9 protein-coding genes are annotated in these 11,634 nt (G+C 60.0%); 5 read left to right on the top strand and 4 right to left on the bottom strand.

The annotated features are described in order from the left end of the window. Positions 1–18: 18 nt before the first annotated feature. The 5 genes from L0U84_RS25590 to L0U84_RS25610 all read left to right on the top strand — a co-directional run bounded on the left by L0U84_RS25590 (position 19) and on the right by L0U84_RS25610 (position 6,166). Positions 19–342: an NAD(P) transhydrogenase subunit alpha gene (locus tag L0U84_RS25590; protein WP_233853819.1), complete on the top strand. Its 324-nt coding sequence runs from the start codon at positions 19–21 to the stop codon at positions 340–342. Continuing rightward, positions 339–1,778 carry an NAD(P)(+) transhydrogenase (Re/Si-specific) subunit beta gene (locus L0U84_RS25595; RefSeq protein WP_233853820.1) on the top strand — a complete coding sequence of 480 codons (1,440 nt, stop codon included), beginning with the start codon at positions 339–341 and terminating at the stop codon, positions 1,776–1,778. The genes L0U84_RS25590 and L0U84_RS25595 overlap by 4 nt, the downstream gene beginning before the upstream one ends. A 59-nt stretch (positions 1,779–1,837) precedes the next feature. Further along, entirely contained in the window at positions 1,838–3,463 is a 1,626-nt protein-coding gene (locus tag L0U84_RS25600) for a GMC family oxidoreductase (protein ID WP_233853821.1), read from the top strand. A 136-nt stretch (positions 3,464–3,599) separates the two neighbouring features. Then, on the top strand, positions 3,600–5,018 hold the full coding sequence (locus L0U84_RS25605; RefSeq protein WP_233853822.1) for an aldehyde dehydrogenase family protein: 1,419 nt from the start codon (positions 3,600–3,602) through the stop codon (positions 5,016–5,018). A 257-nt stretch (positions 5,019–5,275) separates the two neighbouring features. After that, on the top strand, positions 5,276–6,166 hold the full coding sequence (locus L0U84_RS25610; RefSeq protein WP_233853823.1) for a LysR family transcriptional regulator: 891 nt from the start codon (positions 5,276–5,278) through the stop codon (positions 6,164–6,166). Positions 6,167–6,278: 112 nt separating this feature from the next. Here L0U84_RS25610 and L0U84_RS25615 read toward each other — a convergent pair whose 3' ends face one another. The 4 genes from L0U84_RS25615 to L0U84_RS25630 all read right to left on the bottom strand — a co-directional run bounded on the left by L0U84_RS25615 (position 6,279) and on the right by L0U84_RS25630 (position 11,476). Next, entirely contained in the window at positions 6,279–7,622 is a 1,344-nt protein-coding gene (locus tag L0U84_RS25615) for a CaiB/BaiF CoA transferase family protein (RefSeq protein ID WP_233853824.1), read from the bottom strand. A gap of 97 nt (positions 7,623–7,719) precedes the next feature. Beyond that, positions 7,720–8,958: an acyl-CoA dehydrogenase family protein gene (locus tag L0U84_RS25620; RefSeq protein ID WP_233853826.1), complete on the bottom strand. Its 1,239-nt coding sequence runs from the start codon at positions 8,956–8,958 to the stop codon at positions 7,720–7,722. 360 nt (positions 8,959–9,318) lie between these two features. Then, on the bottom strand, positions 9,319–10,257 hold the full coding sequence (locus L0U84_RS25625) for a LysR substrate-binding domain-containing protein (RefSeq protein ID WP_233853830.1): 939 nt from the start codon (positions 10,255–10,257) through the stop codon (positions 9,319–9,321). Positions 10,258–10,291: 34 nt separating this feature from the next. Then, on the bottom strand, positions 10,292–11,476 hold the full coding sequence (locus L0U84_RS25630) for an iron-containing alcohol dehydrogenase family protein (protein ID WP_233853832.1): 1,185 nt from the start codon (positions 11,474–11,476) through the stop codon (positions 10,292–10,294). Positions 11,477–11,634 lie beyond the last annotated feature (158 nt).

Consider the following 11,634-nt stretch of genomic DNA (forward strand, 5'->3'; position numbering starts at 1 on the left):
CTTCAGGAGATGCGTTAAATGGAAGTCATCAATCACACGATCATCAATCTGATCATCTTCGTGCTCGCCATTTATGTCGGCTACCACGTCGTCTGGAACGTCACGCCCGCGCTGCACACGCCGCTGATGGCCGTGACCAATGCGATATCGGCCATTGTCATCGTCGGAGCGATGCTCGCAGCAGGGCTGACCGTCGGCGGCATGGGCAAGTTCTTCGGCACGCTGGCAGTGCTGCTGGCGGCGGTCAATGTGTTCGGCGGGTTTCTCGTCACGCGACGCATGCTGGAGATGTTCAGAAAGAAAGAGCCTCGCAGACTTGCGGTCAAGGAAGGTGAAAAATGAGCGCGAATGTCGTTACGCTTCTGTATCTCGTTGCATCCGTCTGTTTCATCCAGGCGCTGAAGGGACTGTCTCATCCAAAAAGCGCGCGTCTGGGCAATGCGTTCGGTATGGGCGGGATGGCCATCGCGATGCTGACCACAATCGCGCTGATCGTGAATCAGTCGACCTATCTTGGCTCGAATTTGTCAGTCGGTCTCGCGTTGCTCCTCGGGGCTCTGGTGATCGGCGGTGCAGCGGGTGCTTATATCGCCGCGAAAGTCGAGATGACGAAGATGCCCGAACTGGTCGCCGCGATGCACTCGCTGATCGGTCTGGCGGCCGTGTGTATTGCGTATGGCGTGGTCGCCGAACCGTCCGCATTCAGCCTCGCGGCGCCCGGCGCGCTGATTCCGTACGGCAATCGCGTAGAGCTTTTTATCGGAACGTTCGTCGGGGCGATCACGTTCTCCGGTTCGGTCATCGCATTCGGGAAGCTTTCAGGCAAGTACAGGTTCCGGCTATTTCAAGGCGCACCGGTGGTCTACGCCGGCCAGCATCTGATAAACCTGCTTCTTGCGATTGCGATGATCGGCTTCGGTGTCGCGTTCTTCGTCACGCAATCGTGGCTGCCTTTCATCTGTATGACGGCGATTGCGTTCGCGCTTGGGGTTCTGATCATCATCCCGATTGGCGGTGCGGACATGCCGGTCGTCGTCTCAATGCTCAATTCCTATTCGGGTTGGGCGGCGGCCGGCATTGGGTTCTCCTTGAACAACGCGATGCTGATCATCGCCGGTTCGCTGGTGGGTTCTTCTGGGGCGATCCTGTCGTACATCATGTGTCGCGCGATGAACCGCTCGTTCTTCAACGTGATTCTCGGGGGCTTCGGCGGCGAGACGGGAGGCGCGACGGCGAATGCATCGCAAGAGCAAAGGCCGGTGAAATCCGGGTCCGCCGATGACGCGGCCTTCATGCTAGGTAACGCGGAGAGCGTCGTGATCGTACCCGGCTACGGACTTGCTGTCGCTCGCGCACAGCACGCGCTGAAGGAGTTGACCGACAAACTGATCGAGCAGGGCGTGGACGTGCGCTATGCGATTCATCCCGTCGCGGGCCGCATGCCCGGCCACATGAACGTGCTGCTCGCGGAGGCAGAGGTGCCATACGAACTCGTGCAGGAAATGGAAGACATCAACGGCGAGTTCGGACAGACCGATGTGGTGCTGGTCCTCGGGGCGAACGACGTGGTCAATCCCGCGGCGAAGAACGATCCGCAGTCTCCGATCGCAGGCATGCCCATTCTGGAAGCCTACAAAGCCCGTACGATTATCGTCAACAAGCGCTCTATGGCGGCAGGGTATGCGGGGCTCGACAACGAACTCTTCTACATGGACAAGACAATGATGGTGTTCGGTGACGCGAAGAAAGTGATCGAGGAAATGTTGAAAGCGGCGTGATCGCTTCGTCTGGTTGGCGTCCGAGCTTCGGTCCATATTGGTAAATAACAGGAGAAAGGGTGGAGAGCTACGACTACATCGTGGTGGGCGCCGGGTCGGCAGGCTGCGTGGTGGCGCGCCGTTTGTCAGACGATGGAGCTTCGCGTGTGTTGCTGCTGGAAGCAGGTCCGCCGGCCGATGACTTCTGGATCAGGACACCCGCTGGCATGGCCAGGCTGTTTTTGTCGGACCGGTATAACTGGCGTTACTCGACCGAGCCGGAGCCTGCGCTTCGCAACCGGAGGGTCTACTGGCCACGCGGCAAGACGCTCGGCGGCAGCAGCGCGATCAACGGAATGGTGTACACCCGAGGCAATCGTCGCGACTACGATCATTGGGCAAGCCTCGGAAACGATGGTTGGGGGTGGGACGACGTTCTGCCCTTTTTCAAGCGCGCGGAAGATAACGAGCGGGGCGCCAGCAGTTATCGCGGTGCGGGCGGACCACTGAGGATCAGCGACCCGGCGGTCATGCCGCGCTCGGTCGAGGCCTTCATCGAAGCGTCCCGCCAGCAAGGCATTCCCTACGTCGCGGATTTGAGTTCGGCTGGCGAGGAGGGCGTGGGTGTGCTTCAGGCGACGATTCGCGACGGCGTCCGGCAGTCCGCATACGATGCGTTCGTTGCCCCGGTGCGACACCGTGCGAATCTAACGGTGCGCACTGACGTGCATGTGCGACGCATCCTGTTCCAGGGAAGGCAGGCGAGCGGCGTGGAGGTGCTCGAGCGGGACCGGGTACGCGAAATTCGTGCGTTGCGCGAAGTCGTTATCTGCGCGGGCGCGTTGGGCTCACCGCATCTGCTCATGCTGTCGGGTATCGGCGACGGCGCGATGTTGCAGCGACATGGCCTCGGCGTTCTCATGGATTCGCCTGGCGTCGGTCAGAATTTGCAGGATCATTTCTCGGTCCATGTCAAGGCGCAGACGCTACCCGGCAGTTCGTACAACTTCGACCTGCTCGGCTGGCGCCAATACTGGCAGGGATTGCGGTATGTCACCACGAAAGGCGGCTATCTGGCGCTCGGATCTTCTCTTGCGGCGGCATTCGTGAAGAGCGGTCCGGATGTCGACTACGCCGATCTGGAAATCAGCTTCCGGCCCATGACATTCACGCACAACGATTCTGGCTCGGTCGCAGTCGATCCCTACCATGCGATCAGCGCGTCGGTATATCGGGTCCGTCCGGCGTCCCGCGGACAAGTCGTGCTCCGCTCCGCTGACCCTTTACTGGCGCCTTCCTTTCATCCCAATTATTTGCACGCGGAAGAAGACAAGCACGCGATGCTGGCCGGACTGCGACATGCTCGATCGATACTTGCGTCGCAGCCGATGGCATCGTGCATCGTTCGGGAAATGTCGCCGGGGCCGGATGTCCATAGCGACGAGCGTCTAGTGGAGTTCATGGAGCAGCAAGGAAAATGCGCATACCATCCGGCCGGAACCTGCAAGATGGGACGAGATGCCCTCGCTGTAGTTGATGCCCAGTTGCGAGTGCACGGCGTGGAGCGCTTGCGGGTGGTGGATGCGTCCATCATGCCGACAGTCACTTCCGGCAATACAAACGCGCCAACCATCATGATTGGCGAGAAAGGGGCCGACATGATATTGGCCGCTAGACCCTCGACCACCGCACTAAGCGCATCTTGAATGCGTGGCATAGCCTGATTCGTTACGTCTTTGAAAATGGCATCCTGGGTGCGGGCTAGCCTGTTGCGAGTAGCGCGGCTGGCTTTCGAGCCCGCCCAGCCATGCATTGTCGGTCAACTTCGGGAGCATCGAAAGAATGAGACACTATGACAAGTTTTATATCGGCGGCGAGTGGGTCGCCGCACTGGGGACGAGCGCATTTGAACTGGTCGATCCGTCGACCGAGGAGCCTTTTGCAACCGTTGCAATGGGTACTGCGGAAGATGTCGACAAAGCAGTAAGCGCCGCATCGGGCGCCTTCGCACAGTTCAGCGAGAGTTCCACGAGGGATCGAATCGATCTGTTGACGAACATCGCCGCGGAATTCGAACGCAGGGAAGACGACATCCTGTCGGCGCTGACTCAGGAGATGGGCTGCCCTATTCGTCTAAAGCAGCATACGCGCTCAGGCTTGGCCGCTTTCAGGCAAGCGATTGAAACGCTCAAGGACTATCGCTTCGAGACGCGCTTGGGTGAAAACATCATTCGCCGCGAAGCCATCGGGGTGGCCGGTCTGATCACGCCGTGGAATTGGCCCGTTCAACTCATCTGCAACAAGATTTCGTCCGCTTTCGCTGCTGGCTGTCCTGTTGTTCTGAAGCCGTCGGAATACACGCCATTGAGCGCACTGCTTGTGGCGGAGGTCATTCACGATGCGGGCGCGCCCGAAGGCATTTTCAACCTCGTCAACGGCGACGGCCCGACGGTCGGCCATGCGATCAGCGCACATGATGCCATCGGCGTCGTGTCATTCACGGGTTCGACGCGGGCTGGAATTCTGGTAGCGCAGGCCGCCTCACCTTCTGTGAAACGGGTTGCCCAGGAGCTGGGCGGCAAGTCCCCGAATATTATTCTTCCCGATGCAGATCTTAGAGCCGCGGCGACTTTCAACGTTACGCGTGGATTCTCCAACAGCGGTCAGTCTTGTCACTCTCCGACCCGGTTGCTGGTCCATGAAGAGCAACTCGACGAAGTCCTGGGATATCTCACCGATGAGGTGGAAAAGCTCCGGGTCGGCAATCCGAGGCAGCCCGAGACGACACATGGGCCGGTAGTCAATCGAGCGCAGTTCGAAAGGATCCAACACTACATCAATGTGGGAATTTCGGAAGGTGCCCGGCTGGTATGCGGCGGTCCCGGCCGCCCTGAAGGCATCGACCGCGGCTTCTACGTGCGTCCGACGATCTTCGCTGACGTGTCTCGAGATATGACGATCGCACGGGAAGAGATCTTTGGAATGGTCACCTCCGTACTGACGTATCGAACCTTGGACGAAGCGATAGAAATCGCCAACGATACCCCGTACGGTTTGGGTGCCTATGTCTTTTCCAGAGATCATAAAAAGGCGCTCCAGATGAGCCGCGCCGTGAAGGCCGGCCGGGTCTTCTTTAATGGTGCGTCCGCTAATACCTCGGCGCCGATGGGAGGCTACAAGAGATCCGGTAATGGTCGGGAAATGGGTGTGTTCGGGATGGAAGAGTACCTTGAGGTCAAGGCTATCATCGGCTTTCTATAGCCTTTAGCGTCCGAACATTTTCTGGCAATTTTCATTGGGCGAGGCCGAAACTGACCCGGACTCAAGATTGGTGGCGGCTCACCACGGAGTTGCCTTCGTTGCTCCTGGCGATCGAGGCGCTTATACTGCGGATTCATGAATGGGGTGGGTCGTGAGATTTTGCCGGCTTTGCCTGTCCCCAATACATCGACCGCATGAAACACCTTGGGTTTCTTTGCGCGCGATGAAATGCTTCGGCTCAGGGGGCGCAGCGCAAGATGCAACGTGAAGACCTGCTGGATCTGAACGCGTATGCGGCCGTAGCCGAGGAACGCAGTTTCACGCGCGCAGCCGTCAAGCTGAAGACGTCCCAGTCAGCGCTCAGCTACGCGATTCGACGGCTGGAAACGCGCCTCGGCGTCAGACTGTTGCACCGGACTACTCGAAACGTGGCACCGACGGACGCTGGCGAGAAATTGCTGCAAACCTTGGGTCCGGCGTTCGCAAACATCCAGACCGAGCTCGACTCTTTGGCGGAGATGCGAGAGACGCCGGTTGGATCAGTGCGAATAAACGCACCTGAGCATGCAGTCGATCTGTTGTGGCCCAAGCTGGAAACGTTCATTCGCGACCATCCTTTGGTGAAGCTCGAGATTGAAGTCGGCTCCACTTATCCGGACATTGTCACCGGGCGATTCGACGCCGGGATCCGGTTAGGCGAGGAGGTCGGGAAAGACATGGTGGCCGTTCGCGTGGGTCCTGAGATGCGAATGATCGTGGTTGGATCGCCTTCCTACTTTGCTCACCGTGCCAAGCCATCGACACCGCATGATATCTCGCAGCATGACTGCATTCACTACCGTCGGCCATCCACGGGGCAATTGCGGCCTTGGGAATTTGCGAAAAGAGGGCGCCTCGTCAACGCCAACGTGGAAGGGCAACTTATCTTCGACAATCTGCACACAATTATTAGAGCCGCGAGGTCGGGGCTCGGTCTCGCTTATCTGCCGGAAGATTTTTTAACCAGCGAATTGACCGACGGTTCGCTGGTTCAGGTGCTGGCGGATTGGTGCCGGTCGTTTTCGGGCTATCACTTGTATTACCCAAGTCGCCGTCTCAAATCGGCCGCCTTGGGGCTGCTGATCGAAGCCCTAAAATATCGCGATTAGGGCGCAAGCTTCCCGACGTTGATGCTACGCGTCTATTGCCACCGCCAGACGGCCGAACTCGACTGTATTCGACGACGGCATTTGTTATCGGCTGTTTGGACATTGTTTCGCGTCAACCTGCTGCGATACGTGTTTCGAGTTCAGCGGCCGCGCCGTCCAATGAGCCACCTGTCATCGCAGTATCGCGCTGGGCTCGGGAAGCAACGTTCGTGTGTTCGAGCTCAGCACGCGTGAGCGCTCCAAAAGCGCCTTGTCGCGCGAATTGCTCGATCTGTGCCGTCGTCATGCCGAGTTCGCTCGACAAAATCTGGTCGCGATGTTGGCCGAGGTGCGGCACGCCTGAAGCCGGCTGCTGCTGGCCCGGCCACACAACGTTCGAGGGCAGCGTGAACGTGCCGCCATAACCGTCTTCGACTTCGATCAACGCGCCGCGCTCGTGCAGATAGCGGTCGCTGACGACCTCCTCCATGCTGAGAATGCCCGCGACCGGCACATCGGCTTCCGACAGTTTCGCAATGATCTCCGCACGCGTATGTGCACGTGTGAATGCCTCTGTGATGGCATGAACCTCGCCCTGCCGTTTGATCCGATCGAGGTAGCTCGCATAACGCTCGTCGGTGCCCAGTTCAGGGCGATTCATTGCGACGCATAGCCGGCGCCAGTACTGATCGTGATTGCAACCGATGTTCACTGCGCCATCGGCTGCAGGGAAAGCGCCATAAGGGACGCCATGGAAGTTATTCGACCCGGCGAAATCCGAGAAATGGTTGTTTTCCACCTGCACCCGCCCGAGCGCGACAGACACTGTCGGCAACATGCATTCGACGAGGCCAATATCCAGTAAGTGTCCCTCACCAAGACGTTCCTGATCGCGTAGCGCGAGGAGTATGCCCGCATGCGCGGACACGCCAGCCATGATGTCGCCGAGCGCAAAGCCGCACCAGACAGGGTTGCCTGCATGATCACGGGTCAGACCAGTGGCGCCTGCCATCGCTTCGGCGACCATCGCGAGGCCGGCGCGTTCGGCATGTTCTCCCGCGTTGTTCATGCCGAAGCCCGAAATGACCGCAATAATCAGGCGCGGAAAGCGTTCCCGCAACATCTCGGGGTGTAAGCCCAGCCGCGCAAGGGCGGAGACGCGCAGATTGGTCACGAACACATCCGCGGTCTCCAGCAGCTTGATGAATACGCCCAGGCCGTCACGGTTCTTCAGATCCAGTACGATGCTTTGCTTGTTTCGATTCAGCGATGCGTAGTAGGCGGTGACTTCCCCTTCCTCGCAACGGCGAGTGGGCTCCCGATGCCGGGTCAACTCGCCGCCTGGCGGTTCGACCTTGATGACGGTGGCGCCCTCATCGGCGAGCATCTGGCAGCAATGAGGGCCGGCGATCAGATGACTAAGTTCTATCACCTTGACGCCCTTCAGCGGAAGAGCTTTCGGAGTGTTCGGATTCATGGATGCAGCCTTCGACGGTAGCTTGGTTTGAATGCGTCTGCGACTGGTGGGCGGACGAGAAGCGCGGCTGGCACGACCCGCGATGCTGTATTCCGCCTCAGGCGGCTCGCTCGTTGATCTCGGCGGCCACGCGGTCGCGGCGGATATCGCGCAAGCCGGTCTTGCCGTGGTGACGGTCGGCCAGCTTGTAGCCCAACGCATCCTCGGCGATCATGATTTTCTGCACGTTCGCCGAGCCCTCGCCGGTAAAGAACATGTCGGCATAGGCGCGCAGCCATGACACACGGTATTCGCGCGCGAGGCCATAACCGCCGAAGATCTGCATCGCCTTGTCCGCGCAGAGCTTCGCCGTTTGGGACGCATGGTATTTGGCGAGCGCCGCCATGCGATTGGATGGCAGACCTTCGTCGAGGAACGAGGCGGCTTTGTACACGAGTGCGCGGCTGGCTTCTATCGCGGTCGCCATCTCCGCGATGTCCGACTGGATCATCTGGAAATGACCTATCGGCTGGCCGCGCAGCGTACGTTCCTGCGCGTAGCGCACGGCATCCTCGAAGCAGGCCCGCGCGACACCCAACGCTTTGCCTGCCACCGTGACGCGACCGGGCTGCAATCCGTGCATGGCGATCTTGAAGCCATCGCCTTCTTCGCCGAGCCTGTCTTCCACCGGCACGATGAAATCGTCGAGGAACAGAACCGTGGTACGGAAGGCTTTCGACAATCCGACCGTGTCGATGGGTTGTGCGTGCCAGCCGGGATACTGCTTGGGATGGACGATGAACGCGGATACGCCCTTCGCGCCCGCCGTCCGGTCAGTCCTTGCAAACAGCACGCCGACGTCGGTCTCCCCGGCCATGGACGCGAACATCTTTTGCCCCGTGATGCGATAGACGTTTCCGTCGCGCTGCGCAAAAGTCTTCATGTTGCCATCCGGGTCGGAGCCGCCGCCTGGTTCCGTGAGCGACATCATGCCGATCGTCTCGCCGGCGAGAAGGTCGGGCACATACTTTCCGATCTGTTCCGGCGTCCCGCCAAAGTAGATGCAACTGGGACAGGACGAGCCCTGTTGGTTGTTGCAGTGAGCAAAGCGCACATCGATACGCGCCATCTCCTCCTGGATGACAGTAGCAGCGAGGTACCCCATGTCGCTACCGCCAACCGCCTCGGGAAATACTGCGCCGTACAGACCGGCCGCACCGGCCTTGCGCACCAGTTCCCGTGGAAATTCACGGCGCTTCTCGTAACTTTCCAGAACCGGAACCACTTCGCTATCCATAAAGCGGGCGACCATGTCGCGAACAGCTTCGATCTCGGGGGACGCTGACGGATCAAACATTGTTTGCCTCCTATGTTTTTAAACTGATACTGGCTCTCCCGCGGGTGCGGCGCCGACACTCCCGGACGCTCTTTCGCTTCGAATCGGATAGCGCGGCGATGCCGAAAGACGCGCGATGCAATGAACCACGTGGACTAGCGCATGAGACCAATCTTCCATTGCGCGGCTGTTCACGTCGAGTCGATTTTTCTTGCCGCGCGGTAACTGCGGCTGATGGGGGTGCGGTGGCGAAAGCACAGTGCAGAGGGCACACGGTGACACCAAGCTCTTCATCGTCATGTGCACAACGAGGCGCGAGTGATGCAATGTGGGCGCAATATGAAGAAGCGAATGATGAAAGCGCAGAGACGCGATATCCAGTTATGCGCTTTCGGTCCACTGTTTGATGACGCCTAGCATGCGTTCGATGATCGGGTCTGTGCAGAGTTCGGCCCAGGCGAACACGAAGCTGGTCTGGTAGTTCACACCATCGAGCGGCACGACAGTCACGCTGGATGGGTAGCGAAATTCCTTGCCGATGACTGTGAGGCCGATGCCCATGCCGACCGATACGAGGTTGATCTGGGCTGCGATCGAATTGACCCGCTGAACGATATTCGGCTCGAAGCCAGCCTTCTGGCAAAGCGCGAACAACGGACCGTAACCGGGCGTGCTGCTCGAGCGCGGCACGACGACGAAGCGCTCGCTCGAGAGTTCAGCCAGCGATAACGAGGGGCGCGTTGCGAGCCGATGCTCAGGCGGTAGCATGACGCCCAACTTCCCGGTCTGAATGCGATACCACCGGAGCGTCATCTGCTCCAGAGGGAGAACGCCTTCTCTAAGGGCGTCGTCAGCGAGCGCTGGCAGCGGTCCGAAATGCATGAAGCCCGCTTGAATAGTGCCGTCGGCGAGGGCCCGAGGCTGTTGCGACGAAAGCATTTCCACGAGCGAAAGCGTAACGTCGGGATACGCTTCGCTAAAATGCTTGATGACTGCACGAAAGATCGGATGCAGCAACGTCAGCGAGCCATACGCGAGGGTGAGCGAGCCGCTTTTGCCCTCCGCAACCTGCCGTGTCAGCGCGAACGCTGTGGCAAGGTCGTCCATGACGCGTTGCAACTTTGGCAGGAGCGTGCGCCCCGGGGCAGTGAGCTTCACGCCCTGCGGGGACCGCACGAAGAGCGTAGCACCGATCTCCGCCTCGAGATCCGAGATGATCTGCGATACGGCTGGTCGCGTGACATGCAGTCGATCCGACGCCCGGCCGAAGTGCTGCTCCTCGGCTGCCGCGATGAAGTAGCGTAAGTGTCTAAGTTCCATGGTTGCGCATTGCCGCTCGCCCGACGCGCGAGTCCTACCATGCCGCTTCGAGCACGGCGGTCACCTCTTCCGCGCTTGTCACCGGGCGGGGGTTTCGGTTGACGAACCAGTCGGACATGACTTCGCACGATATCGATGGAAGGTCCGTTCGTGCCACGCCGATATCGCGCAAGCGGCGGGGGACGGGAAGTGTGTCAAGTATTGCGTTCAGACTGGCAATCGCTTGCTCTTCACTAGGCGGGGAACACGTCAGCGCGCCGCCATATAAATCGAGCGCTTCTATTATCCTTGCTGTGGTCGATTCCACATGCGCCGCGTTGAACCGCATCGTATACGGCAACACGATGGTGTTGACCGTCCCGTTGTCGACGCTGTAGCGGTGTCCGATCGCGTGCCCCAGTGCTGACGCAAGGCCGCCTCCGCCGTTGTCGGTTCCACGCCCGCATAGCACGGCGGCTATGGCTGCCTGAAGGCGCGCCGAGGTGTCGCTTTCCACGTTCGGCAGATGTTGCGCGGTCAAGCGGACAGCCTGTCTGAGCATTGCCTCTGAAACTGCGTCGCAGGTCGGCGATGACAACGCCTCGACCGCCGTGCAGAGCGTATTCAACGCCGCTGCACGGACGAGTGCCGGGGGCGACGTTTGCAGAAAAGCCGGACTCAATATGACCGCCTTCGCGCGTGTCTTCGGGTCGAATAGCGCCAGCCGATGGCCGCTCGGGTCAAGCACCGCACTACCGCCTTTGACGAACGCAGTGCTTGGCGTCGTCGGAATCGCGAACTGCGGGAGCTTCGGTTTATCGAGCTTCGGGCTGCGCAAGTGACCATTCGTATCCCGCGTGGTGCAGAGGTCTTTCACTGGCGTCTGCTCGGCCATCAGGATGCTGGCGGCGCGCGCCGTTACAGCAGCCGAGCCGCCGCCCACTGCGATCACGCCATCCGCGTCCAGGTTCTTCAGGGCATTAGCGGTGGCTGCCACTGCCGCAATTGGACTGTTGGGCTGAACTGTCTTGCAGACGTCGGCGAAGAGGGGACCCAGGGTCGCGCGCAACGTCTCGATCAGATGCGATGCGCCGACCGACTGCCCACACACGACAGCGACTCGGCGGCAGTCGAACCGGCCGAGCTCGCGCGATAGCAGGCCCAGGCTGTCCTCTCCGCAGAAGAGCCTCAGTTCGGAAGATACATGCTGGAACGAGAGTGCGGCGACATTGCAATTCATGAGTGAGGGCACCGAGGGAAAGGCAGGACGAGATCGGGTGCGAGCTGTAGGGCAAAGACCGTGCCATTGCGGTGCTGCCGATAAAAAGGGGTTCTCCCGCTGCACGTGGGCGGCGAGTGCGCGCAGCGCAGACAACCCTGTGACAGGGGTGTCCGCAT

It is taken from the genome of Paraburkholderia sp. HD33-4 (assembly GCF_021390635.1).
Lineage (GTDB): Bacteria > Pseudomonadota > Gammaproteobacteria > Burkholderiales > Burkholderiaceae > Paraburkholderia.

Coding starts and splice junctions, on each gene's coding strand:
- L0U84_RS25630 (WP_233853832.1), bottom strand. CDS start 11,476: ATGAATTGCAATGTCGCCGCACTCTCGTTCCAGCATGTATCTTCCGAA.
- L0U84_RS25620 (WP_233853826.1), bottom strand. CDS start 8,958: ATGTTTGATCCGTCAGCGTCCCCCGAGATCGAAGCTGTTCGCGACATG.
- L0U84_RS25590 (WP_233853819.1), top strand. CDS start 19: ATGGAAGTCATCAATCACACGATCATCAATCTGATCATCTTCGTGCTC.
- L0U84_RS25595 (WP_233853820.1), top strand. CDS start 339: ATGAGCGCGAATGTCGTTACGCTTCTGTATCTCGTTGCATCCGTCTGT.
- L0U84_RS25610 (WP_233853823.1), top strand. CDS start 5,276: ATGCAACGTGAAGACCTGCTGGATCTGAACGCGTATGCGGCCGTAGCC.
- L0U84_RS25615 (WP_233853824.1), bottom strand. CDS start 7,622: ATGAATCCGAACACTCCGAAAGCTCTTCCGCTGAAGGGCGTCAAGGTG.
- L0U84_RS25625 (WP_233853830.1), bottom strand. CDS start 10,257: ATGGAACTTAGACACTTACGCTACTTCATCGCGGCAGCCGAGGAGCAG.
- L0U84_RS25605 (WP_233853822.1), top strand. CDS start 3,600: ATGAGACACTATGACAAGTTTTATATCGGCGGCGAGTGGGTCGCCGCA.